18 protein-coding genes are annotated in these 26,481 nt (G+C 65.5%); 13 read left to right on the top strand and 5 right to left on the bottom strand.

The window, feature by feature from the left end:
* Positions 1–14: 14 nt before the first annotated feature.
* The 10 genes from BTN82_RS29075 to BTN82_RS29030 all read left to right on the top strand — a co-directional run bounded on the left by BTN82_RS29075 (position 15) and on the right by BTN82_RS29030 (position 15,038).
* The gene (locus BTN82_RS29075; protein ID WP_075122441.1) at positions 15–3,080 is read left to right on the top strand and encodes a virulence factor SrfB; all 3,066 of its coding nucleotides are present in this window, start codon (positions 15–17) and stop codon (positions 3,078–3,080) included.
* Positions 3,077–5,791, top strand: a complete 2,715-nt coding sequence (locus BTN82_RS29070; RefSeq protein WP_075122440.1) for a putative virulence factor — start codon at positions 3,077–3,079, stop codon at positions 5,789–5,791. The genes BTN82_RS29075 and BTN82_RS29070 overlap by 4 nt, the downstream gene beginning before the upstream one ends.
* Before the next feature lie 3 nt (positions 5,792–5,794).
* The gene (locus BTN82_RS29065; protein ID WP_075122439.1) at positions 5,795–6,811 is read left to right on the top strand and encodes a hypothetical protein; all 1,017 of its coding nucleotides are present in this window, start codon (positions 5,795–5,797) and stop codon (positions 6,809–6,811) included.
* A complete protein-coding gene (locus BTN82_RS29060) occupies positions 6,808–8,802 on the top strand; it encodes a vWA domain-containing protein (RefSeq protein WP_186828469.1) in 1,995 nt (664 codons plus the stop codon). Before BTN82_RS29065 ends, BTN82_RS29060 begins: the two co-directional genes overlap by 4 nt.
* 10 nt (positions 8,803–8,812) lie before the next feature.
* On the top strand, positions 8,813–9,529 hold the full coding sequence (locus BTN82_RS29055) for an ABC transporter ATP-binding protein (RefSeq protein ID WP_075122438.1): 717 nt from the start codon (positions 8,813–8,815) through the stop codon (positions 9,527–9,529).
* The gene (locus tag BTN82_RS29050; protein ID WP_075122437.1) at positions 9,513–10,736 is read left to right on the top strand and encodes an ABC transporter permease; all 1,224 of its coding nucleotides are present in this window, start codon (positions 9,513–9,515) and stop codon (positions 10,734–10,736) included. Before BTN82_RS29055 ends, BTN82_RS29050 begins: the two co-directional genes overlap by 17 nt.
* The gene (locus tag BTN82_RS29045; RefSeq protein ID WP_075122436.1) at positions 10,726–12,264 is read left to right on the top strand and encodes an SUMF1/EgtB/PvdO family nonheme iron enzyme; all 1,539 of its coding nucleotides are present in this window, start codon (positions 10,726–10,728) and stop codon (positions 12,262–12,264) included. The genes BTN82_RS29050 and BTN82_RS29045 overlap by 11 nt, the downstream gene beginning before the upstream one ends.
* A gap of 51 nt (positions 12,265–12,315) precedes the next feature.
* Positions 12,316–13,044: a hypothetical protein gene (locus tag BTN82_RS29040; RefSeq protein ID WP_075122435.1), complete on the top strand. Its 729-nt coding sequence runs from the start codon at positions 12,316–12,318 to the stop codon at positions 13,042–13,044.
* 10 nt (positions 13,045–13,054) lie between these two features.
* Positions 13,055–13,558: a hypothetical protein gene (locus BTN82_RS29035; RefSeq protein ID WP_075122434.1), complete on the top strand. Its 504-nt coding sequence runs from the start codon at positions 13,055–13,057 to the stop codon at positions 13,556–13,558.
* A 64-nt stretch (positions 13,559–13,622) separates the two neighbouring features.
* Complete coding sequence (locus BTN82_RS29030) at positions 13,623–15,038, top strand: VWA domain-containing protein (RefSeq protein WP_075122433.1); 1,416 nt, start codon at positions 13,623–13,625, stop codon at positions 15,036–15,038.
* Here BTN82_RS29030 and BTN82_RS29025 read toward each other — a convergent pair.
* The gene (locus tag BTN82_RS29025; protein ID WP_075122432.1) at positions 15,035–15,622 is read right to left on the bottom strand and encodes a TetR/AcrR family transcriptional regulator; all 588 of its coding nucleotides are present in this window, start codon (positions 15,620–15,622) and stop codon (positions 15,035–15,037) included. The genes BTN82_RS29030 and BTN82_RS29025 overlap by 4 nt on opposite strands.
* 114 nt (positions 15,623–15,736) lie before the next feature.
* Between BTN82_RS29025 and BTN82_RS29020 the strand changes: the two genes are divergently transcribed.
* Positions 15,737–16,663, top strand: coding sequence for an ABC transporter six-transmembrane domain-containing protein (locus BTN82_RS29020; protein WP_186828468.1), 927 nt, complete (start codon positions 15,737–15,739; stop codon positions 16,661–16,663).
* A 4-nt stretch (positions 16,664–16,667) separates the two neighbouring features.
* Here the strand turns inward: BTN82_RS29020 and BTN82_RS29015 are convergent, their stop codons facing one another.
* The 3 genes from BTN82_RS29015 to BTN82_RS29005 all read right to left on the bottom strand — a co-directional run bounded on the left by BTN82_RS29015 (position 16,668) and on the right by BTN82_RS29005 (position 20,833).
* Positions 16,668–17,639, bottom strand: a complete 972-nt coding sequence (locus BTN82_RS29015) for a Ca2+-dependent phosphoinositide-specific phospholipase C (RefSeq protein WP_075122430.1) — start codon at positions 17,637–17,639, stop codon at positions 16,668–16,670.
* Positions 17,640–17,745: 106 nt separating this feature from the next.
* A complete protein-coding gene (locus tag BTN82_RS29010) occupies positions 17,746–19,722 on the bottom strand; it encodes a methyl-accepting chemotaxis protein (RefSeq protein ID WP_075122429.1) in 1,977 nt (658 codons plus the stop codon).
* A gap of 190 nt (positions 19,723–19,912) precedes the next feature.
* Positions 19,913–20,833, bottom strand: coding sequence for a LysR substrate-binding domain-containing protein (locus BTN82_RS29005; RefSeq protein WP_075122428.1), 921 nt, complete (start codon positions 20,831–20,833; stop codon positions 19,913–19,915).
* 157 nt (positions 20,834–20,990) lie between these two features.
* Here BTN82_RS29005 and BTN82_RS29000 point away from each other — a divergent pair, with 157 nt between their 5' ends.
* Positions 20,991–22,400, top strand: a complete 1,410-nt coding sequence (locus BTN82_RS29000; protein WP_186828467.1) for a NorM family multidrug efflux MATE transporter — start codon at positions 20,991–20,993, stop codon at positions 22,398–22,400.
* Between the two features lie 92 nt (positions 22,401–22,492).
* Here the strand turns inward: BTN82_RS29000 and BTN82_RS28995 are convergent, their stop codons facing one another.
* The gene (locus tag BTN82_RS28995) at positions 22,493–24,166 is read right to left on the bottom strand and encodes a putative bifunctional diguanylate cyclase/phosphodiesterase (RefSeq protein ID WP_075122426.1); all 1,674 of its coding nucleotides are present in this window, start codon (positions 24,164–24,166) and stop codon (positions 22,493–22,495) included.
* A gap of 266 nt (positions 24,167–24,432) precedes the next feature.
* Here BTN82_RS28995 and rep point away from each other — a divergent pair, with 266 nt between their 5' ends.
* Complete coding sequence (gene rep, locus BTN82_RS28990) at positions 24,433–26,442, top strand: DNA helicase Rep (protein WP_075122425.1); 2,010 nt, start codon at positions 24,433–24,435, stop codon at positions 26,440–26,442.
* Positions 26,443–26,481: the final 39 nt, after the last annotated feature.

Genomic DNA, 26,481 nt, shown 5'->3' with positions numbered 1-26,481 from the left:
TGGAAACCCCTGACATGTTGCCTGAAGTCACCCAATTCGAAGATACCGTCACTCTCGTCAGCGACACCGGCATCCAGTTCATGGACTTCGCCTTGCGCCTCGATCCGCGCAAGGAACCCGCCGGCGAGTTCGCCCCGATGATCAGCGGGCTGATCTGCCGCCTGCTGTACAACGAAGAGAAGGATTTCTACTTCTACGAACCCGAACCGGAAAAGCTCGAAAAGACCAAGCCGGTGTTCAGCGTCGACATGAAAAGCAGCCTCGACCTGCTGGACGGCGTCTGGCTGCCGCTCCCGTTCTTCCGCTTCATGCCGCCGCACCGTTTCGACGAAGGCCCGAGCAACTGGTCGCGGATGCGCCTGGTCAAGCTGCCGGCCCCGGACATCGACGGCAACACCCATCGCCTGACGCTGGCGTTCGACAGCCGGGTCATGCCCAAGCGCGAAGGCACCGCCTACCTGGCCCCGAACGAGGAAGACATCAGCTCCGGCGTGTCCTTCAAGCTGGCGGGCAAGGCCCGCGAACTGCGCTGGTTCCTGGCCCAGCCGTGGGTCAACGAATGGCTGCTGGAAGTGTTCAACGAGGGCAACACCCATCGCTCCCGCGAAGAACTGGATATCGACATCCGCGCCGGCCACCACCTGGCCCATTACCTGAACGTGCTCAGCCTGCTGGGCAAGCCCAGCGCGGCGCAGCAGTCCGACAAACCACCGAAGGTCGAGATCCCCGAACTCAAGGTGGTCGCCAACGACAGCAACGGCCTGGTCAAGCCGATTCCGGTGGACCTGGTTCTGGACGTCGGCAACTCGCGCACCTGCGGGATCCTGATCGAGAACCACGGCCAGGCCGGCTCGGGGCTCAAGCAGAACTACGTGCTGGAACTGCGCGACCTGATCACCCCCGAACACACCTACAACCAGCCGTTCGAGAGCCGCGTGGAGTTTTCCCAGGCCTACTTCGGCAAGGACCACTGCTCGGTCAAGAGCGGCCGCCACGACGCCTTCCAGTGGGCCACCATCGCCCGCGTCGGCAGCGAGGCCGGACGCCTGGCCAGCCGTCGTCGCGGCACCGAGGGCTCCACCGGGCTCTCCAGCCCGAAACGCTATCTGTGGGACGAGAGCGCCTATGGTCACGGCTGGCGCTTCAACTGCGCCTATGTCAAGACCGACAACGAGCCTTACGCCACCGCCGCGCCGTTCTCGCACCTGATCAACGAAACCGGCGAGGCGCTCTACGCCCTCGACGAAGACGACCGCCTGCCGGTGTTCATGCCGCGCTACTCGCGCAGCTCGCTGATGACCTTCATGCTGGCCGAGGTCCTGGCCCAGGCGCTGTCGCAGATCAACAGCCCGGCCCAGCGTTCGCGCCAGGGCCATACCCGGGTGCCGCGCCAGCTCAACAGCGTGACCCTGACCGTGCCGCCGGGCATGCCCCAGGCCGAGCGCAGCATCCTCAACGAACGCCTGCTCCAGGCCATCGGCCTGGTGTGGAAAAGCCTTGGCTGGCACGCCGGCGAAGAAGATCCGCACCAGGATGAAAGCCAAAAGCCGCGCACGCCGCTCCCGAGTATCCGCGTGGAGTGGGACGAGGCGTCCTGCGGCCAACTGGTCTACCTGTACACCGAGGTCAACGAGAACTTCGCCGGCCACCCGGAAGAGTTCTTCGACACCCTCGCCCGCCCGGACAAGACCGACCGCGAACGCATCACCCTGGCGACCATCGATATCGGCGGCGGCACCACCGACCTGGTGATCACCGACTACCGCCTCGACCGCGCCGGCAACATGGGCACCGGCAGCAACGTGCACATCGTGCCCGAGCAGCGTTTTCGCGACGGTTTCAAGGTGGCCGGCGACGATATCCTGCTCGACGTGATCCAGGACTTCATTCTCCCCAGCTTCGAGAAAGCCCTGCAAAGCGCCGGCGTGCGTGCCCCCGACTCGCTGATGTCGCGCCTGTGCGGTGGCGAGACCGTGAGCGTGCAAGACGAAATCCTCCGTCAGCAGCTCAACCTGCAAGTCTTCGTCCCGCTGGGCCTGGCGCTGCTCAAGGCCTACGAGCACTACGACCCGCAAGACCAGGCGCAAGTGGCCAATCACGTCTATCGCGACCTGCTGGGCGACAACGCCATCGGCCAGGCCGTGCTCGACTATGTGAACAGCGCGGTGCGCCGCGAAGTCGGCGGGCACAGCACCTTCGACCTGTACCAGGCCTCGATCAGCTTCGATCTGCAACGCCTGCATGCCGCGTTCCTCAACGACCAGATCAACATCACCAAGATCCTCGGCGCGCTCTGCGAAGTGGTGGCCCAGTACCCTTGCGACGTGTTGCTGCTCACCGGCCGGCCCTCGCGCCTGCCCGGCGTCCTGGCGTTCATTCGCAAGGTCCTGCCGTTGCCGCCGGGGCGCATCCTGGCGCTGCAGAACTACCGCACCGGTGGCTGGTACCCGTTCCACAAGAACGGCCGCATCGACGACCCGAAAAGTACCGCCTCGGTCGGCGCCATGCTCTGCCTGTTGTGCGCCAACCACAGCATGCCGAACTTCTACTTCCGCTCCGCGGCGCTCAAGCCGTACTCGACGGTCAAGCACATCGGCATCATCGACCAGAACAATGTGATCAAGGATGCCGACGTGCTGTACCGCGACATCCAGTCCGAAGACAACAAGATCAAGCTGCCAGTGATCGGCAGTGGCGACGACGCCGACACGCCGCAGCTGGAAATGCGCGGCGACCTGCGCCTGGGCTTCCGCCAGCTGGCCGCCGATCGTTGGGCCGCGTCGCCGCTCTACACCTTGAGTTTCACCGCCGCCGGCCGCGACAAGTTCTCCCGGGCCATTGGCGAGAACGGCGATGCGCCGTTGCTCAAGGTGCGCTTCGAGGTCAAGGGTCCGGACAAGCACACGCGCAAGCATGGGCTGGTCAGCGACCGGCTTTCGGTGAGCGGTATCGAATCCAACAGCAGCAACGTCAGCTTCAACCCGCGCAGCGACCTCAAGCTGGAGCTCAACACTCTGCTTGACGCCAGCCTGAGCGAGACCAAGTACTGGCTCGACAGTGGAAGTGTGAAACGCAAATGAACGACCTGACCCCCGAACAAACTCAGCTCTCCACCCGTTGGGCCGCGGTTTACGAAGGTGCCGGTCAGGCGCTGGAATGGATCGCCCAGACCCGCGGCAACGCCCCTCGGCTGGACGGCGAAGCCGACAACCTGAACCTGCGCCTGCATCGCGCGCGCAACCTGGCGCACAGCCTCGGGCGCGTCGCCTGCACGCCGATGACCATCGGTTTCTTCGGCCTGTCCCAGGCCGGCAAGTCGTACCTGATCTCGGCCCTGGCCGCGGGCCGGAACGGCAAGCTGGAAACCGATTTCGGCGGCAAGCGCCTGGACTTCATCGAACACATCAACCCGGTGGGCGGCGGCAAGGAAGCCACCGGCCTGGTCACGCGTTTCAGCCGCCGGGCCAAACCCGGCGACGACCCGCACTTCCCGGTCGAGCTCAAGCTGTTCAACGAGATCGAGCTGGCGAAGATCCTCGCCAACTCCTGGTTCAAGGACTTCGACCTGGAGCGGATCTCCTACGAGATCGACGAAGAGCGCATCCAGCGCGTGCTCAAGCCCTTTGAAGGGCGGGAAACCGGCCCCGTGCAACCCGGGGTCAGCGCCGATGACCTGGTGTCGCTGTGGGATTACCTGCGGGACAACTTCCGCAACTCGGTGAAAAAACTCGAGCACCTGTATTGGCCCAAGGCACTGCAACTGGCGCCGCGCCTGAACTTCCAGGAACGCGCCGAGCTGTTCTCGATTCTCTGGGGCGAGCAGCGCGAGCTGGTCCGCGCCTATCAACAACTGGCCGGCGCCCTGCACAAGCTCGGCCTGCCAGAGACCGTGTTCGCCCCGCTGCACGCCCTGGTGCGCTTCGACAACGATGCCTATAGCCAGCGCGACAGCATCATGAACGTGGATATCCTCGAGCGTTTCGGCACCCCGCAAGACCTGCCGATCGAAGTCCGTCCGCAACTGGCCGGGCAGCTGCAAAACAGCCAGGGTATCCCGGTGGCGCAGCTCGCGGCCTTGACTGCGGAGATGACCTTCCGCCTGATCGAGGCGCCCAGCGACGAGATCGTCGATCAGGTCGACCTGCTGGACTTCCCCGGCTACCGCGGGCGCAAGAAGCTCCATGAAATCGCCAGTTCCAACGACCCGGACGCCAGCGGCAAGGACAACTCGGTTTCCCAGTTGATCCTGCGGGGCAAGGTCGCCTACCTGTTCGAGCGCTACACCGACAACCAGGAAATGAACGCACTGGTGGTCTGCACCGGCTCGACCAAACAGAGCGATGTCAACGATGTGGGCCCGGTGCTGACCCGCTGGATCGAAAAGACCCAGGGCGGCGACGCGGCGACCCGCGCCAAGCGCGAAATCGGGCTGATCTGGGCGCTGACCATGCTCGACCTGCGGGTCAGCACCTCGCTCAAGCTGACCCCGGCGCAGTACGACGAAAGCTGGGACGGCATGATCAAGCTGACCATGCTCGAACGTTTCGGCAGCCTGCCGTGGATGAACGACTGGGCCGGCACCCCGTTCCAGAACACCTTCCTGGTGCGCAAGCCGCGCATGGACGCGGCCTTCATCAAGCAGGACGCCTCGGGCGCGGAAAGCGGGATCAACCCGGATTACCAGGAGCGCCTCGCCGAGCTGGGGCAGAGCTTTGCCAGCAACGCCCTGGTGTGCAAGCACATCAAGGCCCCGGACCAGGCCTGGCAAGCCATGCTCAAGACGGACGACGGCGGCATCAGCCATTTCAGCGCCAGCTTCACCGGCGTCGCCAACACCGAGTTCAAGCTGCAACGTATTCGCGAGCAACTGGACGAATGCATCGAGAGCCTGACCGTCCACGGCCTGAGCACCTGGTACCACGCTGACGGCGACGGTGCTGCGGCGGCCAAGAAGGCCCAGGCGCAGATGATCCTCAGCCAGCTGGGCCGTCGCCCGGCGGTGCTCGGCGAGCTGATCGACCACCTCGATGTGCCCTGCGAAGAAGTCCGCGACCTCTACCTCAGCGGCGTCTACGAAAGCGACGAAGCCGAAACGGCCAGCGACGAAGCGGCCGCCCCGGCAGCGAGCCCGAGCCTGTACGGCGACGAAGGCGGATTCGATTTCGCCGACCTGGGCGACGACCTCGCGGACAGCAGCCCGGCCAGCCCGGCCTCTGCCACCAAGGCCCCGGAAGCGCAAAGCAACGAACACCGCTTCGCCAAGGCCGCCTTCACCGCCTGGATCGCCCACCTGCGCGACCTGCCGACCCGCCAGAGCCTGCTGAATCTGCTGGGGCTGGAAAAATCCCTGATCGAAGCGGTGGTCGACGAACTGGTCACCGCCGGCTATCGCCAGGACCTGCCGGGCCAACTCAGCCGGGCCGTGCTCAAGCGGGCCCAGAGCGGCGCCCGCCGCGACCAGCTGGTGGAGCGCCAGGTGCTGGAAGTGCAGCGGGTGCTGCGCGATTTCGTCTCCTGGTTCGGCTACATCCAGAAGCCGGTGGCCCAGCGGCCGAACAGCCGCGCGGGCGCCAAGGCGCCGCTGTTCTCCTTCTACACCGATGTCGGCCCGGGCCAGGTCCCGGTGCTGCCAGCGCAACCGGCGAACCAGGCGCAGCTGTTCCTTGGCGACTGGCTCTCGGGCCTGGCCTACATCACGCTGGACAATGCCGGCCATGGCGCCGGCCGCGAAATCACCCCCGAACAGAACGAAAAGCTGGGCCGCGTGCTCACAGCCTTCACAGCGAGATAAGCAATGCCCATTCGAGTCGACCTGCTCGCGTTAGAGCCCAATGCACCCGGCCAGGCCCGCCTGACGGTGAAGAAATGGCAAGGCGTTGCGCAGAACCTGGAGTTCTCGATCCAGCGCAACCAGGATGCTTTCTACCTGCAGAACGGCCAGCAGTGGAGCAACAATCCCTACTGGTTCCAGGTGTCCAGCTTCGACCTGGACGCCAGCGGCGAAACCCTGCAGACCCAGGCCGGTCCCGAGGTGGTCGATCCGCTGCTGGAAGGCAGCGCCAACTCCAACTTCCAGATCGAGCTACGCGAACAGGGCCCGGGTTTCAGCGACAAGGGCGTGGTTCGCCCCGGCGCCGGCCTGCTGCCGTCCACCGCGGGCGGCCAGACCCGCTCGACCTACGACGCCGGCCACCTGGCCGCCCCGGCAGCCGCCGCCCCGGAGATTCCACAATTGCCGGAGCTGCCCCTGGCCGAGCCGGAACCCGAGCCGGCAGCGCCCGAGCCGAGCTTCGCCATCAGCGAAACCGAACCCTTGGCGCCCGCGCCGGCAGAGCAGAAAAAGCGCCGCTGGATCTGGCCATTGCTGCTGATCCTGGCGCTGTTGATCGCGGCCGCGGCCTGGTTCTGGCTGAAAAAGCCCGACGCCCCGGTACCGGTCACCAGCGCCGCCACTCCCGCCGAAGCCGGTGCCTGCACCCTGGAAAGCATGAGCAGCCAGCCCGAGCTGACCTTCGTCCAGGCCTGCATCAAGGCCGCGCCAGCCAGCGCCGAGTTGCTGGAAATCATCACCCTGGCCAAGAGCAACAACCATTGCGGCGTGGCCCAGCGCCTGTACGCCAACCGCGCCCAGGCCGGCGACCTGCAGATCGCCAGCGCCTACGCCCACGAATACGACCCCAAATATCACAAGGCCAGCAGCTGCTTCGCCGAGCCCGACAAGGCCACTGCCGCCTACTGGTACGAAACCATCCTCAGCCACGAGCCGGACAACGCGGAAGCCAAACAGCGCTTCGAGGAGTTGCAGAAGTGAGTCGCGCATCCCTGAACCGCTTCCTGCTCTGCGGCGCCGCGCTCCTGGCGCTGGGCGCCGGCGCGCCGGCCCAGGCCGCCGACCAGCCGTTGATCCAGGCGGGCAAGAAAACCCTGTTCCAGCGCGTGCTGACCACCCCGGGCTGCCACCTCAGCCCGTCGGCGGGCGGCGCGGCGGGCGAGGCCCAACCGACCTTCTCGCGCTTCTATGTGTACGAACGCGCCCAGGCCGGTAATGCCGAGTGGCTGAAAGTCGGCCCCGACAGCTACGGCAAGACCGTCGGCTGGCTGCCGGCCAGCTGCACCACCGACTGGAAAATGCAGCTGACCCTGGCCTTCACCAACCCGGCCAACCGCGATCGGCTGCTGTTCTTCAAGGACCGCGCCACCGTCGAAGGCATCCTCGACGCGCCGGACCCGGTGAGCAAGGTCGCCCCGCTGCGCGCCAAGCTCAAGCAAGGGGCCCAGGCTCCTGGCGTGCTGGCCGAGGAGCCGGAGTACTTCGTCGACCTGCAGAAGCAGTTCTACCTGCTGCCGATTCTCAGCGGCGAAGAAGTGATGACCGAAAGCGGCTTCCGCACCCGCCTGCTGAACGTGGCCTCGGTCAGCAAGGACGACGACAAGAACGCCAAGGGCGGCAGCGGTACGGGCGCCAACGGCGGTGCCGGCGGCGACGTCAGTACCAGCAGCCAGTTGAAGGAGTTCAGCGCCGCGGTGGTGTTCGTCATCGACTCGACCATTTCCATGGACCCCTACATCGACCGCACCCGCGAGGCGATCCGCAAGGTCTACCAGCAGATCGAGTCGCAGAACCTGGGCAAGCAGGTCAAGTTCGGCCTGATCGCCTTCCGCTCCAGCACCAAGGCGGTGCCGGGTCTGGAGTACGTCAGCAAGATGTACGCCGACCCCAACCAGGTCAAAGACAGCGCCGACTTCCTGGCCAAGGTCGCCGACCTGAAGCAGGCCAAGGTCTCCAGCAGCAGCTTCGACGAGGACGCCTATGCCGGCGTCATGCACAGCATCGACCAGGTCGACTGGAGCCAGTTCGGCGCCCGTTACGTGGTGCTGATCACCGACGCCGGGGCCATCGAGGGCGACGAGAAGCTCTCCAACACCGGCCTCAGCGCCACCCAGGTGCGCCTCGAAGCGGCCAAGCCCGGCGTGGCCATCTACACCCTGCACCTCAAGACCCCGGCGGGGCTCAAGGACCACAGCAAGGCCGAGGCGCAGTACCAGAACCTGTCGACCTACCCGGGCACCAACACTTCGCTGTACTACCCGGTCGACGCCGGCGACGTGCAGGCCTTCGGCCGCAAGGTCGATGCCCTGGCCACCGCCATCACCTCCCAGGTGAAAGCCGCGTACATGGGCGAAGACGCCATCGGCAGCGCCCTCAACGCCAAGCAGGACCCGGCCGAGAAGAAAATGCTCGAGGACGCCGCGCTGATCGGCCACGCCATGCAGCTGGCCTACCTCGGCGAGAAGACCAACAGCAAGGCGCCGCCGGTGTTCCAGGCCTGGATCACCGACCGCGACCTGATCAAGCAGAACATCCCCACCACCGACGTCCGCGTGCTGCTGACCAAGGCCCAGCTCAGCGACCTCAGCGACGTGCTGAAGAAGATCCTCGACGCCGCCAACGAAGGCCTGATTTCGCCGACCGAAATGTTCGAGCGCCTGCGCTCGGTGGCCGCCACCATGGGCGCCGACCCCAACCAGCTGAAACAGAACGGCAACGCCAAGCTCGCCGAAATGGGCGTGCTCGGCGAGTACCTGGAAGACCTGCCGTACCAGAGCGAGGTGTTGAACCTGGACGAGGAAACCTGGAAGAGCTGGGATGGCCTGGCCCAGGAGAAATTCATCCGGACGCTGAACACCAAACTGCGTCACTACCAGCGTTACAACGCCGACGTCGACCGTTGGGTGGCCCTGGCCAAAGACAGCGACGCCCGGGACAACGTCTACCCGGTGCCGCTGGAAATGATGCCTTAACGAGACGCCCATGCTGGATATCAAGAACCTGCTGGTGCGCCGGGGCGAAGGCGCCCAGGCGCATCAGGTGCGCCTGCCGGAGCTGAGCATTGGCAGCGGCCAGATCCTCGCCATCACCGGCGAAAGCGGCTGCGGCAAAAGCACCCTGCTGGAAGCCATCGGCCTGCTGCTGCGGCCGGTGGAGCTGCAGCGCTTCAGCCTGAGCCCCGCGGATTCGCCGGCCGCGGCGCCGCTGGACATCGGCCAGCTGCTCGCCGCCGACGACCAGCCGGCCCTGGCCGCGGTGCGCTCGCGCTACCTGGGGTTCATCCTGCAAAGCGGCGGCCTGCTGCCCTTTCTCAGCGTCCGCGACAATATCCTCCTGCCTCGCCGCCTGCTCGGCATGCCGCTGCACAGCGAACACGTCGACCAGGCCATCGCCACCCTGCGCCTGCAAACCCTGCTGGACAAACGCCCGCAGGCCCTGTCGATCGGCGAGCGCCAGCGGGTCGCTTGCGTGCGCGCGATCGCCCACGAGCCGCTGTTGCTGCTGGCCGACGAACCCACTGCCGCCCTCGATCCCCATAGCGCCAGGCGGCTGTTCGAGCTGCTGCTGAGCCTGGTCTCGAGCCTCGGGCTGAGCGCCCTGGTGGTGTCCCACGACTGGGCCCTGCTCAAGGACTTTGGCTTGCCGCGCCTGGGCGCGACCAGCCGTCAGGGAGAAACGCTGTTTGAACCTGTGGATTGATCGCCTGTGCCTGCTCGGCAAGCTGGCCACCGAAGACCTCTGGCACGACCGCAAGGTGTCGCTGTGCATCGCCGCCTCGCTGGTGGCGGTGATCGCTCCGCTGTTGCTGCTGTTCGGCCTCAAGCACGGGGTGGTCAGCCAGTTGCAGGATGAGTTGCTGCGCGACCCGCGCAACCTTGAAGTGAAGATGCTCAGCAGCGGCAACTACGACAACGCCTGGATCGAGCGCCTGCGCCAGCAGCCACAGACCGGCTTCGCCATCGGCCAGACGCGCTCGCTCAACACCCAGGCCGACCTGTTCGTCGGCCTGCAACGCTTCGTCGAAAACGCCGAGATCATCCCCACCGACGCCGGCGACCCGCAGCTGGACCTGCCCGGGGTCGCCCCCAGCGGCCGCCAAGTGATCCTCAGTGCACGCGCCGCGCAGCGCTTGCAGGCCAAGGTCGGCGACAGCGTGCGCCTGCGCGCCGAACGACGCCTGGAAGGCAACCAGGAACGCGGCGAAGTGGCGCTGGAGGTGATCGCGATCCTCGACGCCGCGCGCTTCGGTCGCGCCGCCGGGTTCGTCGCGCCCGACCTGTTGCTGAGCCTGGAGCGTTTTCGCGACGGCTATCAGGTCGGCGAATTCGGGGTCGACAGCGGCAAGCCCCTGGGCAGCCTGCAACCGCTGTACGCCCGGGCCCGCCTGTATGCCCGCGACATCGACCAGGTGGCGGATCTGGAACGCTGGCTAAACCAGCAGCACATCGAAACCTCGAGCCGCCTGGCCGACATCGACAACGTCAAGGCCATCAACCATGTGCTGGGGCTGATCTTCGGGGTCATCGCCCTGGCCGCGCTGATCGGTTGCGTCGCGTCGATGGTCGGGGCCTTCCTGGCCAACATCGATCGCAAGCGCAAGAGCCTCGCGGTCCTGCGTCTGCTGGGGTTCAACCGCGCGGCGGTGGCCGGCTTCGTGGTGCTGCAGGCCCTGCTCCTGAGCCTGGCCGGCTACCTCGGCGGGCTGGGGTTCTATTTTGTCGGCAGCCAATTGTTCGACAGCCTGCTCGGCAGCAGCCAGGCCACCGGCACCTTTGTCTGTCACATTACGATCTGGCACGGCCTGGCGGCCCTGCTCATCACTTTTCTGGTCGCTGCGCTGGTGGCCGTCATCGGCGCTGCACGCGCCATCAGCATCCAACCTGCGGAGAGTCTGCGTGAGCTATAAACGTTTCGGCTGGCTGTTGCCCCTGAGCCTGGGCTACCTGCTCGACGCCTCGGCCGCGGGCTGGGAAGAGAAGTTCTACAACCCCATGCCCCAGGACAACGACGTGGTCCTGCCCATGCCCTGCGAAGGCTCGATGGTGTTTCGCAAGGTGTTCATTCCGGTGGCCGGGCCGCTGGACGACTACCCGACCAACATCGGCCAGGACGGCTCGGAGTACGGCTACGTCGAGCAGACCCGCCCGACCTTCATCGCCGGCAGCTTCACCGGGGCCAAGAGCGAAAAATCGCGTTACTACCTGCTGGCCAAGTACGAGATGAGCCAGCTGCAATACGCCGCCCTGACCGAGGAAACCTGCCCCACCGCCTCGACCAAGCTGCGCCTGCCGCAAGTGGCCATCAGCTGGGTCCAGGCCGTCGAAGCGGCGGACAAATACAACCTGTGGCTACGCAAGAACGCCGCCGACAAGCTGCCCAAGGAAGACGGCGCGCTGGGTTTCCTGCGGCTGCCGACCGAGGTCGAGTGGGAGTTCGCCGCCCGCGGCGGGATCGAGGTCGGCACCGCCGAGTTTCGCGATACACGCTACCCGATGCCGGAAGGCCTGAATGCCTACGAATGGTTTGCCGGCGCGCAATCGTCCAACGGCAAGCTGCAACTGACCGGCCTGCAAAAACCCAACCCCCTGGGCCTGCACGACATGCTGGGCAACGCCGACGAAATGATCTTCGAGCCGTTCCGCCTGAACAAGCTCGACCGCCAGCACGGCCAGGCCGGCGGCTATGTGGTGCGCGGCGGCAACTACCTGACCTCCCAGGCCGAGCTGCGCACCTCGTTGCGCAAGGAAGAGCCCTATTACAACAGCGACGGCCAGGTGAAGAACAAGACCACCGGCCTGCGCCTGGCCCTGGTGTCGCCGACCCTGACTTCCCGCGACCGGGTGGCCAGTATCGAAAGCAGCTGGAAGAAGCTCGGCACCGGCGCCGCCGCCCCTTCGGCACCGGGTACCGCCCAGGCCCTGGGCACCCTGGCCTCGGGCGTCGAGGACAAGGCCCTCAAGGAAAAGCTCCAGGCCCTGGAAAACCAGCTGCGCGCCAGCAACCAGCAGCAGGAAGAAACCCGCGACCAGGCGATCCGCGCCAGCCTCAACCTCGGCGCCTTCCTGTGCACCAAGATGCTCGACGACGGCCAGTACGTGGATTTCCTGCAGAAAAACTACGCCCTCAACTGCGAGTCGGCCGAGAAGGACAGCACCTGCGACATGCGCAAGGGCAAGCTCGACGAACAGAAGGACCGCCTGCACAAACTCAGCCGCTACTACGCCAGCAGCCTGGTGGAGTCGGCGTCGCTGTACGGCCAGCCGCTGATCGAGCCGCAAGTGCCGGTGATGGAAGAGATCATCTCGCGCAACAAGCAACTGCAAGACCTCAAGCCGTACCTGCGCACCCACTGGGCCAACCAGAAAGCCTTCCTGCAAAAACAGAAGATCGACACCGAGGCCTGGCTGAAAAGCTGCAAGTCGGTGACCCAATAAGAAATGCCAACAGCGCTAAAAACGCCAACACCGTTAACCAGGAGCACCACCATGTCGCGCAGCCTTTGGACTCGCTTCAAGCTACAGATCGCTTTCACCCTCGCCGCCAGCCTGCTGCTGGGCGGTTGCGCCAGTACCGGTAGCTCCATGCTCGGCGGCGACGGCGCCGACCCGCGCCTGACCCAGGGCAACGACGCGCAGTTCTTCAGCAAGTCCGGCTATCAGGCCTGCGCCGTCGGCGCCGGCGTCGGCATCCTGAGCTGCGCGCTGTCCAACAGCAACAACAAGGCGGTCTGCGCCGTCGCCGCGGGCATCGCCGCCTGTGGCGTGGCCATGGGCGCCAACTACTACCTGGACCAGCGCCGCAGCGAGTACGCCAACACCAGCACCCGCCTGCAGAAGATGAACGCCGACGTCCAGCAGGACACCCAGAACGTCATCACCCGTACCGCTACCGCCCAGCAAGTGATCAAGGACGACCAGGCGCGCATCGCCCAGATCAAGCAGGACATGGCCAACAAGAGGCTGGACAAGGCCCGGGCGCAAACCCAGATCGCCGAGATCGACCAGAACATCGCCCGCCTGCGCAAGGATCTGGGCAACATGCGCAACAAGGTGACCGAGTACGCCAAGGTGGCCGACATGGAACGCTCCCAGGGCGCCGGCGCGGAGATCAAACAGGTGGACATGAGCATTATGAAAATGAACGAGAAAGTCGCTTCGCTGCAGAAAGAAGTGGACGCGCTGTACAGCCAGCGTTCGGCAATTACCCTGGGTTGAGATCATGACCATGACCACGGCAAAACACGCGGCGGCGCTCGCCCTGGCGCTGGCCTTGGGCGGCTGCGCCAGCCAGCCCGGCGACTGCGACGCGACCAACCGCGACGCCAGCCTGCTGACCAAGATGAACTGCGACTATTCCGGCGGCTACAGCGAACAGATCAAGCAGAAGGAACAGGCCCTGACCGCGTCCCGCCAGGAAAACGCCATGTTCCGCCAGGTCTACGACAATATCGCCGCCCAGCAGACCAGCACCCGCCAGGACCTGGCCAGCCAGCAACAGGCCCAGGCCGCGTTGAACCAGTCCCTGGGGCAGTTGCTCAAGTCGCTCAAGGCCCGGCATGGCAACGAGAGCCAGGTGCAGCAGCAGATCGCCGCGCTCGAGCAGCAACTCAAGACCGCCCAGGCCAAGACCACCAGCAACACTCCGGCGGCCCTGGCGGCCAAGCAGCAAGAGCTCAAGGCGCTGCAGAAGAAGGTCAACCAACTGCAGTTCAGCCTGGGTTACGAATAACCCGCTCTCTTAAACCGCGCAGGCCTGTTTCGGCGGGCCTGCACCCTTTTCAGGAATCGTCTGCATGCAACGGGTCATCAGGGATGGTCAGTTCACCGTCGACAAGGCCGATGCGCTGTCGGCCAAGGTCGCGCTGATCCAGAAACACTTCCCGCCCACGGTCGCCAGCCTCTACGCCATTCCCCGCAAAGGCAGCGGCGAGGTGCTGGAGTGGTGGACCGAACTGGGCGGCCAGCCCACGCCCTATGCCGAGCTGAACGAAGACCAGCAACGACGCTTGCTGGACCTCTACCAGCAGCGCCAGGAGGCCCTGGGCCGACTCGCAGACGAGTTGCAAAACCGTAACCAGCCCGAGGCGGCCAGCCTGCGCACGCTGATCGGCCCGCCCGAGCTGGAAGACCTCTACAGCCTCAACGGCGAGCCGCTGGTGATCCGCTGGGGGCTACGCCCGCCGAAACCGCTGCCGCCGCCGGTGGTGATCCCACCCGTGGCGGCGGTAGCGCCGGGCCGCAATTGGTGGAAGCTCGCCGCGGCGCTGCTGGCCCTGCTGCTATTGCTGCTTCTGCTGTGGGCGGCCTACTGGTTCTTCTGCCCGGAAAACCGCCCCGTGGTTCCGGAGCCGGCGGTCCCTGTCGCCGTCGAGCCTCCCGTCAAGGCCGCGGAACCGGTCGCCGAGCCGGTCGTGCCCGCGACCGTTGCAGAACCTGCTCCCGAACCGACGCCTGTGCCTGAGCCGGAACCCGCACCGCCGCCACCGCCACCGCCGCCCAAACCCAAGCCCAAGCCCGCGCCGGCACCGACCCTGGACAACTACGCCTGCCGCAAACAGGCGCCGGACGCCATACCGCCGCAGTTCGTGGTGGTCCTGGATACCTCGGGCTCGATGAACATGAACATCAAGTCGGTGCGCGCCGATGAAGAGTGGTTCTTCGGCAGCCCGGTCAACCAGTACCTCGACCCGATCCGCGCGGACCGGATCTTCACGCCCCCCAGCCGGCTGTCGGTCGCCACCGAATCCCTGACCAGCATGATCAAGGGGCTGGACCCGAAGATCGACACGCGCCTGATCACCTTCAACGGCTGCGCCAGCCAGATCGACCATGGCGTGTTCAGGGCGGCCGACCGACCGCGCCTGATCAACGGTATTCGCGGCCTCCAGGCCAACGACGGCACACCGTTGGCGGACAGCCTGGCCAAGGCGGCGAGCACGGTCGACGGGCGCAAGAACGACGCGGTGATCGTGATGTTCGTCGACGGCGAGGACGGCTGCCAGAAGGACGTCTGCGCCGTGTCCCGGCAGATTGCCGCCCAGCAGCCGCGCCTGCGGGTCAATGTGGTGAACATCGGGGTCGGCGGCCCGTCGCGCTGCATCGCCGAGAACACCGGCGGCCGGGTCTACAGCAGCAGCGACGCGGCCGGCCTGGGCAAGGCCCTGAAGATGGCCAGCAAGGAAGTCTCCAGCAGCACCAAGTGCGACTAGGCCGTCGCCGGGGTAAAGCCCAGCAACAGCCCGGCCACTTCCATCACCTCATCCAGCGCCGCTTCGGCGGCCTCGACCGAAGGTTGCAGCAACAGGTCGTCGCCGTAGCCCATGGTCTGGGCGAAGATCTGCCGGGTCGCACGCGCGGGCGCGGCGCAGCGGAACGCCTGAGCCCGCACCCCGGCCTCGACGATACCGCCCAGCAGCGCCTGCCACTGCGCATTCACCGCCAGGTAGACCTCGGCCATGGCAGCGTCGTGCATGGCCTCGTCCCAGGCGTCCAGCCATAGCGCCCAATCGTCCTCGGCGGTGTCTGGCAGGCAGTAGCGCAGGAACCCCTGCAACGCCTGGAGCGGCGGCGCATCGCGGATTGCGTCGCGCACTTCGTCGAGCTGCTGGTTGGCAAAGCTCAGGAAAGCCTCACGACGCAATTCCTTCCAATCGCTGAAGTAGTGATAGACGTGGCTGCGGGACAACCCGGCGTGGTCCGCCAGGTCACGGGTCGAGACATCGGCGAACCCCTTGCGGCGAAACAGCTCCAGGGCGGCGGCGATGATCTGGTCTTTGCGGTCGGTACGGGACATACGGGCATTACCTCGCGGCGCCGGTAGATGGACGGCGCTTGCATTTTGAGCGATCGCTCAAATATTATTGAGCAGTCGCTCAATAGTAGCGTTTATCTTCCCCTCGGTGCAGTCATGTCGTCCGTTACCCCGCAAACCCTGATCGATGAAAGCAAGAAGATCGGCCAGCAATCCGCCAGCCAGACCCTGAAGGCCATTGCCCGCGCCTACCCCGGCAAGCTGTTCTGCACCCTGTCGCTGGTGGCGCTGGAGAACGCATTGCTGCTGGCCTACCCGCTGTTCGCCGGGTTCGCCGTGGACTCGATCATCCGCGGCGATGCCGGCAGCGCGCTGTTCTATGCGCTGGTGGTGCTGGCGTTCTGGGTGGTCGGGGCCGCGCGGCGGGCGGTGGATACCCGCACCTTCACGCGGATCTACGCCGACCTCGCGGTGCCGGTGATCCTCAACCAGCGCCTGCAGAACCAGAGCACCTCCACCGCCGCGGCGCGGGTGGTGCTGGCGCGGGAGTTCGTCGACTTCTTCGAGAAGCACGTACCGACCATCGCCACCGCGCTGGTGTCGATCGTCGGCGCGGCGGTAATGCTGCTGGTGATCGAGCCCTGGGTCGGCCTGGCCTGCCTGGTGGCCTTGCTGCTGTGCCTGGTCCTGCTGCCACGTTTCGCCCGGCGCAACCAGCAGTTGCACGAGCGCCTGAACGACCGGCTGGAAAAGGAAATCGGCCTGGTGGCCAAGGTCGGCGCGATATCGCTGCAACGGCATTACCGGCTGCTGTCGCGGTTGCGCGTCTGGCTGTCGGACCGCGAGGCGGCGGCCTACCTGTTCCTGGGCGTGGCGGCGGCGCTGCTGTTCGTGATCGCCATCAGCCAGCTGGCCCTGACCGAAGGGGTCAAGGCCGGCCACGTGTACGCGGTGATGACTTACCTGTGGACCTTCGTCAGCAGCCTCGACGAAGCGCCGGGCATGGTCGACCAACTGGCGCGCCTGCGGGATATCGGCAAGCGGGTCGACCCGGGGCTCGGCGAACCGGCCGAACCCCGCTGAAACGTCAGAACGGCCGGATGCGGTAGCCGTTGCCATCCTTGGCCGCGGCGAACTTGTAATACGCCGACAGATTGACCTTCTCGGCGATGTGCTGGGTGAACGACACGCCGTCGTCGCCCCACACCCGGCCGATGTGGCTGTAGGCAAAGGCTTGCGCGGCCCACTGCTTGTCACCCTTGCCCATGTTGTTCATGGCCACGTAGCCGGACGACTGGGTGGACATGCCGCTGACCTTGCCGCTGACATCGTTCTGGCCGTTGGTGACCGGTGAAATGAACACCTTGGCGCTGCTGGTGCGGGCCTCGGCGTATTGCGAGAGTTTCTGGTTCTCCGAGTGGTTGAGCACCAGCAGCACCTTGCCCTGCAACTGGCTGGCGGTCGGCCAGGACTTGCCCTTGAGCGAGCCCTGCAAGGCGCCGCTGCTGACACCCAGGTGTTGGGCCAGGTCGCCCGGGGTGTAGAGCTTGCCCTGGAAAATTCGCCCGACCAGGTCATCAAAGTCTTGCGGCGTCCGCCCGGAGCTGGCCTTCGACCAGCCCTGCTTCTTGTCGAGGATCACGGTAATCGGGAAGTGCCCGGGATGGCTGTCGCTCCAGAGCTTGATGTCGTTGAGGCAAGCCTCGAGGTCGTTGGTGCCTTTACCGTCGCCGGTGCAGTTGTTGTCATTGCCGGACTGCAGCAGGGTGCCGGGGTTGTGCCGCACGAACCAGTGGAGGGCCGAACCGCCGGTGACCGCATCGCGCTGGTCCCAGAAATCCAGCTCCAGGGTCCGCACGCTGTCGAGCACGCTGGTGAAGGTGCCGGCGTACTGTTTTTCGTAGCAGTTATGGCACGCCACCTGGGCAATACCGTTGAAGGCGGTGTACCAGGCAGCCGGGGAAATGAAATCCACGGCCTCCTGGCTCGACGCCATCTGGCTGGCCAGCGCCAGGGGCAATACGGCGATGCGGCGGGCAAAACGCGTGAGAGGGGACATATCAGCTCCTGCCGGGAAGGCGTCCTTTAGGAAAATCGCCCCTATGTTTTAGCCCAGCCCCGCGCATTTGCAATCGAACGTCCCCGCCGCCGGTCACCGACCGCTATCAGCGGAACCGGTCGACTTCCTGGCGCAGGTCCGCCGCCAGCTTCTCCAGTTCCCTGGCGGTAATCGCCAGGTTCGACACCACTTCGCGCTGCTCGCTGTTGGCCAGGGCGATGCTTTGCAGGTTGCTGCTGAGCAGCGTCGCGGTGCTGCTCTGTTCCTGGGTCGCGGTGGTGATCGCGGCGAATTGCTGGCCGGCCGAGCGGCTCTGTTCGTCGATGCGCGCCAGGGCCGAAGCGACATTGGCGTTGCGCGACAGGCCTTCCTGCATCAACGCATTACCCTGCTCCATAGTGGTGATGGCGTGCCCGGTTTCCTGCTGGATGCTGTTGATCATCACCGAGATTTCGTCGGTGGCTTCGCGGGTCCGCGACGCCAGGTTGCGCACCTCGTCGGCGACCACGGCAAACCCGCGCCCCTGCTCGCCGGCCCGCGCGGCCTCGATGGCGGCGTTGAGCGCCAGCAGGTTGGTCTGGTCGGCAATCGCGGTGATCACCCCGACGATGCCGCCGATTTCCTCGGAACGCTGGCCCAGGGTATTGATCACCGTGGCGGTGCTGTTCAAGGCGCCGGCAATCTGCTCCAGCGACGACGACGCCTCTTCCATCGAGGTACGGCCGATCCGCGTCTGCTGGGCATTCTCCTGGGCCAGGCGCTCGGTGTTGCCCATGTTGTCGGCGATGTTCAGCGACGTGGCGCTGAACTCTTCCACCGCCCCGGCCATGCTGCTGATCTCGCCCGACTGCTGCTCCATGCCCTCATACGCCCCGCCCGACAGCCCGGACAGTGCCTGGGCCCGGCCATTGACCTCCTCGGCGGCCTGGCGGATGTGCTCGACCATGGTCGACAGGGCCTGGCCCATCTGGTTGAAACTGCTCGCCAACTGGCCGATTTCGTCCTGGCTGGCCACATTCAGGCGCGCGCTCAAATCGCCTTTGCCCAGGGCGTCGGCCTGGCGCACCAGGTCGCCCAGCGGCGCGAGTTTGCTGCGCAGCAGCCAGACCGTGGCGCCCACCGCCAGCAGCATCGCCAACAGGCTGCCGATCACCAGGCGCAAGCCGACGCTCCAGGTCACCGCGCGGATCTCGGTTTTCGGCATGCTCGCCACCACCGACCAGGGGCCGCCCTCGAACGGCACCACGACGCTATAGAAGTCCTCGGCCTTGTCGCTCCAGAAACGCCCTTTGCCTGGCTGCCTGGCCAGATCGCCGATGGCCGCGACGGACTGCTCCGGGGCCTGCACGCCGGCCGGCGGCACCAGCCATTTGCCCTGCTCGTCCAGCAGCGCCAGGGAACCGGTCTGGCCGATGCGGAAGCGCTTGAGGTTGTCGAACTGGGCGTTCTGCGCGTCGGTGTAGTCGAAGCCGACGAACAGCACCGCGATCACCTTGCCGGCGCTGTCGCGCACCGGGGTGTATTGGGTCATGTACAGGCGCTCGAAGAGCAGCGCGCGACCGACATAGCTCTGCCCGGCCATGAGTTTCTGGTAGGCCGGGTGCGCGTGATCGAGCAAGGTGCCGATGGCGCGGCTGCCGTCCTGTTTGCTCAGGGAGGTGCTGACCCGGACGAAGTCCTCGCCGCTGCGCACGAACACGGTCGCCACGCCCTCGGTCATTTGCTTGAACTCGTCGACTTCCTCGAAGTTGTTGTTCAACACCACGTCGCCCAGGTGCAGGCCCGGGGTCTGGGTGCCGGCCACGGCCACCGGCTGGTCCGGGTGCAGGCTCAGGCCGCCGCTGAAACGCTTCTCGAACAAGCCGCTGAGGCGCTGGGTGCTCTCGCGCAAGGCGCTGTGGAAGGTCGTGAGCTGGTCGGCCAGCAGCCGGGCCTCGCTGGCCAGGTGTTCTTCCCGGGTGTCGAGGTTGGCGGCGTCCAGCGAACGCAGGGCGAAGACGGTACTGCCGCTGATCACGACCGCCAGTACCACGGCGAGTGCGAGACCAAGCTGCGAGGCGATCCGGGCACGAGGTTGAGGCATGACAGCTCCTGGCCGAGAGACCGGATCGTCCTGATCTCGTCACACGCTCGGCAATGGTTCTAAGTAAGAATGAGGCGTTGGAAACGTTCAGAACGAAGGTTCCACTTTCATGGATTCGGCGGCGCCGGGCAATACTTGAGCGAATCGGACGGGTATCGCGCAGGCCGTTTGCCACGGGACCTTCAACGTTTCAGCCGAGACGCTCTACGGCAGGCAATTGCATGGCCCGCACCTCGTTCTGGAGAAAATCGCTGAGGCGGCGCAAACGTTCGCCTCCCGGCCGGGTCTTGGGCCAGACCAGGTAGTAATTCTCACCGCTGGCCACCGCCGTCGGCCAGGGCAGGCTCAGGCGTCCCTGGGCCACATCCTCGGCCACCATCAGCAAGTCGCCCATGGACACGCCATAGCCCCGGGCGGCGGCGATCATGCCCAGCTCCAGGGTATCGAACACCTGCCCGCCCTTGAGCGACACCTGCCCGGACAGGCCCGTGCGCTCCAGCCAGTTGCGCCAGTCCCGGCGATCCGGGGTCGGGTGCAGCAGCTCAGTGGCGGCCAGCCGCGCCACGTCCCACGGCTGGTCGTTGAGCAGGTTCGGCGCGCCCACCGGGATCAGCAGTTCCGGGAACAGGTAACTGGCCTCCCAGTCCGGCGGAAAGTGGCCGTTGCTCAACAGCACCGCGCAGTCGAACGGTTCCTGGTTGAAGTCCACGGAGTCGACGTCCATCCAGGCGCTGGTCAACTGCACTTCGTTGCCCGGCTGCAAATGCCGGAACCGGCTCAGGCGCGCCAGCAGCCAGCGCATGGTCAGGGTCGAGGGCGCCTTCATGCGCAGGATGTCGTCTTCGGCGCGCAGGGTGTTGCAGGCCCGCTCGAGGGCGCTGAAGCCCTCACGGATGCCGGGCAGCAGCAACCGCGCGGCTTCGGTCAGTTGCAGGTTGCGCCCGCTGCGCTGGAACAGCCGGCAGGCGAAGTGTTCTTCCAGGGTGCGGATATGCCGGCTGACCGCGCTCTGGGTGATCGACAGCTCCTCCGCCGCGCGGGTGAAGGAGCTGTGGCGCGCCGCGGCTTCAAAGGCGCGCAAGGCATACAAAGGCGGAAGACGACGGGGCATGGCAGTACTCCACAGGCGCAATCGCGGCAACTTAGCAGAATTCATCCAGCATGAGTTTTAATCATGCCACCAATCGTTTTTATCCCTTTGTGCAACCAGCCCGGAGCGCCGAGAATCAACGGTCTTGCCTCCCTCTTCCCGATCGAGACCGATGATCATGCAGCATCCAGCACGCACCGAACTCTGGGCCATCCTGCGGCTGGCCGGGCCGTTGATCGCCTCGCAGTTGGCGCACATGCTGATGGTGCTGACCGACACCCTGATGATGGCCCGCCTCAGCCCGCAAGCCCTGGCCGGCGGCGGCCTGGGCGCGGCCACCTATTCGTTCGTGTCGATCTTCTGCATCGGCGTGATCGCGGCGGTCGGCACTCTGGTGGCGATTCGCCAGGGCGCCGGCGACATCCCCGGCGCCGCTCGCCTGACCCAGGCCGGGCTCTGGCTGGCGTGGCTGATGGCCCTGGGCGCCGGCCTGCTGCTGTGGAACATCAAGCCGGTGTTGCTGCTGTTCGGCCAGACCGCGAGCAACGTGCAGGCCGCCGGCCAGTTCCTGCTGATCCTGCCGTTCGCCCTGCCCGGCTACCTGAGCTTCATGGCCCTGCGCGGCTTCACCAGCGCCATCGGCCGCGCCACGCCGGTGATGGTCATCAGCCTGGCCGGTACCGTGGCCAACTTCCTGCTCAATTACGCCTTGATCACCGGCATGTTCGGCCTGCCGAAACTGGGGCTGGTGGGCATCGGCCTGGTCACCGCGATCGTCGCCAACTGCATGGCCCTGGCCCTGGCCTGGCATATCAAGCGCCACCCGGCGTATGCCGCCTACCCGCTGCGCCAGGGCCTGTCGCGGCCCAACCGCCAGTACCTGCGGGAACTGTGGCGCCTGGGCCTGCCCATCGGCGGTACCTATGCGGTGGAAGTCGGGTTGTTCGCCTTCGCCGCGCTGTGCATGGGCACCATGGGCAGCACCCAGTTGGCGGCGCACCAGATCGCGCTGCAGATCGTCTCCGTGGCCTTCATGGTCCCTGCCGGGATTTCCTACGCAATCACCATGCGTATCGGCCAGCACTACGGCGCCGGCCAGTTGCTCGACGCCCGCCTGGCCGGCCGGGTCGGGATCGCCTTCGGCGCCGCCGCCATGCTCGGCTTCGCGATGATTTTCTGGTTGCTGCCGAACCAATTGATCGGGTTGTTCCTGGATCACGACGACCCGGCCTTTCGCGAGGTGATCAACCTGGCGGTCAGCCTGTTGGCGGTCGCGGCCTGGTTCGAACTGTTCGACGGTACACAAACCATCGCCATGGGCGCGATCCGCGGGCTCAAGGATGCTAAGACCACCTTCCTCGTGGGCCTGGGCTGCTACTGGCTGATTGGCGCGCCAACGGCTTGGCTGATGGCTTTCACCTTCGGCTGGGGGCCGACCGGCGTGTGGTGGGGCCTGGCTTCGGGGCTGGCCTGCGCCGCCATCAGCCTGACCCTGGCGTTCGAGTGGAAGATGCGGCGGATGATCCGCCGCGAAGGCGCCGGCAGCCGTTCCCAGGACGGCTTCCAGGCGGCGCGGGATTCTCTGTAGGAGCGAGCTCGCGATGGCGGACTCACATTCAACATGGATACCGACTGTTAAACCGCTATCGCGAGCAAGCTCGCTCCTACAGGGCGGAGCCGTCAGATGACTTCGCCCGCGAGAATCTGCTGGTTCCGGCCGAACGTCAGGTACTCCACCAGCTCCGCCAGCGGCAGCGGTTTGCTGATCAGGTAACCCTGGACCTGATCGCAGCCGAAGCTGCGCAGCAAGGCCAGTTGCTCGGGGGTTTCCACACCTTCGGCCACGACTTCCAGATGAAGGTTGTGGGCCAGGTTGATCATCGCGTGCACCAGCTTGCGGTTCTCTTCGCGCAGCTCCATGCCGCCGACGAAGCTCTTGTCGATCTTCAGCAGGGCGATCGGCAGGCTGTTAAGGTGCACGAAGGACGAGAACCCGGTGCCGAAGTCGTCCAGGGAAAACCGCACCCCCAGCCGCCCCAGCGCGTCCATGGTCTGCTTGACCAGGTCGCTGCGGCGCATCACCGCGGTTTCGGTCAGCTCGAACTCCAGCCACTGCGCCTCGACGCCGCGCTCGGCAATCAGCCGGCTGAGGGTCGACAGCAACTGGCTGTCCTGGAACTGGCGGAATGACAGGTTGACCGCCATGTGCAGCGGCGCCAGGCCACGCTCGCGCAGCGCCTGCATGTCGCGCAGCGCCCGGGAAATCACCCAGTAGCCCAGCGGCACGATCAGGCCGCTCTGCTCGGCCAGCGGCACGAACTCGCTGGGCGGCAACAGGCCGCGCTCGCCATGGCGCCAGCGCACCAGGGCCTCGAGGCCGACGATCTGCCCGTCGTGCAGGTTCAGGCGCGGCTGGTAATGCAGCTCCAGCTCGTCGCGGCGCAAGGCCCGGCGCAGCTCGCTTTCCAGGTCGGCAAGGCTGCGGGCGTTACGGTTGATGCGTTCGTTGAAGATATGAAAGGTACAACCCTGGGTGCTTTTGGCCTGCTGCATGGCGATGTGCGCGTGCCACATCAGCGGGTCGGCGCCGGCATTCGCCCGGGCATGGGCGATGCCCAGGCTGCAGCCGATCAACAGGCTCTCGCCGTCGATCCAGTAGGGCTCGGCCATGACTTCGGCGATGCGCTCGGCCATCCACTCGGCGCGTTGCGGCGCCCGGCGGGTATCGATCAAGAGGGCGAATTCGTCGCTGCCCAGGCGCGCCAGCTGGTCCCCGGCCTCGAGCTGGCTCTTGAGCCGCGAGACCACTTGCAGGATCAGCCGGTCGCCGGCCTGGTGGCCCAGCGCATCGTTGGCGTGCCGGAAGTTGTCCAGGTCCAGGTGCCCGAGCGCCAGCCCGCGCCCTTCGTTTTCCGCCAGGCGCGCCGCCAGCAGGGTCTGGAAACCCTGGCGGTTGGCGATGCCGGTCAAAGGGTCCTGTTCGGCCAGGCGCAGCAGGGTGTTTTCCAGCACCCCGCGCTCGCGCACATGGCGCAGGCAGCGACGCACTGTATCGGCGTTGAGACTTTTACTCACCAGCCAGTCGCTGGCGCCCGCCGGCGTACCCTGCGGCTCCTGCTCCAGGAGCAACACCGTGGGCAGGCTGCAACGCCCGGGGGCCGGCTGCAACTGGGGAACGGTTAGCAGAATCGCCGAGCGATCTTCATCGAACAAACGGCTGACAGATTCCCAGGTCGGGGCGCTGATCAGCACCACCGAGTCTCCCAACGGAGCGAGACACTCGCGCAACAAGGCCGCCCACGCCGGCTCTTCGGCCAGCAGCAGCAAGCGCAAGGGTTCGACAGGCTTGGACAAGCTAGCTCCCTAGACTCTGTAATAGAAATTTGCGGTCGGCATTATGACGCGCGGATAAACAATGACAAATGATATTGATTATCAAACGCTATTTCTTGTACCGCTCTAACTCGAACATTAGACGCATATTCAGCGCGCATCCTGAGGGAAAGTATCAAAACCGGCAAATTTAGATAGCGTGCTGCGTCACAAGTCGGAGAGAGCGGCAGAATCCGTCCAGCCTGTTAAAATGCCCGCCCATTTCGTTACAGACTCCTTTTTTCGTCATGTCCCGACTCAATCCCCGGCAGCAAGAAGCCGTGAACTACGTCGGCGGCCCTCTTTTGGTGCTCGCCGGCGCTGGCTCCGGCAAAACCAGCGTGATCACGCGCAAGATCGCCCACCTGATCCAGAACTGCGGCATCCGCGCGCAGTACATCGTCGCCATGACCTTCACCAACAAGGCCGCGCGCGAGATGAAGGAACGGGTCGGCACCCTGCTGCGCAGCGGCGAAGGGCGCGGCCTGACGGTCTGCACCTTCCACAACCTGGGCCTGAACATCATCCGCAAGGAACATGCGCGGCTGGGCTACAAGCCGGGCTTCTCGATCTTCGACGAGACCGACGTCAAGGCCCTGATGACCGACATCATGCAAAAGGAATACTCGGGCGACGACGGCGTCGACGAGATCAAGAACATGATCGGCGCCTGGAAGAACGACCTGATCCTGCCGGCCCAGGCCCTGGAAAACGCGCGCAACCCCAAGGAGCAGACCGCCGCCATCGTCTACACCCACTACCAGCGCACGCTCAGGGCGTTCAACGCGGTGGACTTCGACGACCTGATCCTGCTGCCGGTGAAGCTGTTCGAGGAACACGCCGACATCCTCGAGAAGTGGCAGAACAAGGTGCGCTACCTGCTGGTGGACGAATACCAGGACACCAACGCCAGCCAGTACCTGCTGGTGAAGATGCTGATCGGCAAGCGTAACCAGTTCACCGTGGTGGGCGACGACGACCAGTCGATCTACGCCTGGCGCGGCGCGCGTCCGGAAAACCTGATGCTGCTCAAGGAGGACTACCCGTCCCTGAAGGTGGTAATGCTCGAGCAGAACTACCGCTCCACCAGCCGTATCCTGCGCTGCGCCAACGTGCTGATCTCCAACAACCCCCACGAGTTCGAGAAACAACTGTGGAGCGAGATGGGCCACGGCGACGAGATCCGCGTGATCCGCTGCAAGAACGAAGACGCCGAGGCCGAGCGGGTGGCCATGGAAATCCTCAGCCTGCACCTGCGCACCGACCGCCCCTACAGCGATTTCGCGATCCTTTACCGCGGCAACTACCAGGCCAAGCTGATCGAGCTGAAGTTGCAGCATCACCAGATTCCCTATCGCCTGTCCGGCGGCAACAGCTTCTTCGGGCGCCAGGAAGTGAAGGACCTGATGGCCTACTTCCGCCTGATCGTGAACCCGGACGACGACAACGCCTTCCTGCGGGTGATCAACGTACCGCGCCGGGAAATCGGCTCGACCACCCTGGAAAAACTCGGCAACTACGCCACCGAACGCAAGATCTCGATGTACGCCGCCACCGACGAAATCGGCCTGGGCGAGCACCTGGACAGCCGGTTCACCGACCGCCTGGCGCGCTTCAAGCGCTTCATGGACAAGGTGCGCCAGCAGTGCGCCGGCGAAGATCCGATCTCCGCCCTGCGCAGCATGGTCATGGACATCGACTACGAGAACTGGCTGCGCACCAACAGCTCCAGCGACAAGGCCGCCGACTACCGCATGGGTAACGTCTGGTTCCTGATCGAGGCGCTGAAGAACACCCTGGAAAAAGACGAAGACGGCGAAATGACCGTCGAGGACGCCATCGGCAAGCTGGTATTACGCGACATGCTGGAGCGCCAGCAGGAAGAGGAAGACGGTGCCGAGGGCGTGCAGATGATGACCTTGCATGCGTCCAAGGGCCTGGAATTCCCTTACGTGTTCATCATGGGCATGGAAGAGGAAATCCTCCCCCACCGCTCCAGTATCGAAGCCGACACCATCGAGGAAGAACGCCGCCTGGCCTACGTGGGCATCACCCGCGCCCGCCAGACCCTGGCCTTCACCTTCGCTGCCAAGCGCAAGCAGTACGGCGAGATCATCGACTGCGCGCCAAGCCGCTTCCTCGACGAACTGCCACCGGACGACCTGGCCTGGGAAGGCAACGACGACACCCCGACCGAAGTCAAAGCCGTGCGCGGCAATAGCGCATTGGCGGATATACGCGCGATGTTAAAGCGCTAGAATTGACCACTTTTTACTAGACCTTCGGCGCACATGGCG

The sequence above is a fragment of the Pseudomonas chlororaphis genome, assembly GCF_001921865.1.
Lineage (GTDB): Bacteria > Pseudomonadota > Gammaproteobacteria > Pseudomonadales > Pseudomonadaceae > Aquipseudomonas > Aquipseudomonas chlororaphis_D.
This window is presented reverse-complemented; position numbering and strand designations above follow the sequence as displayed.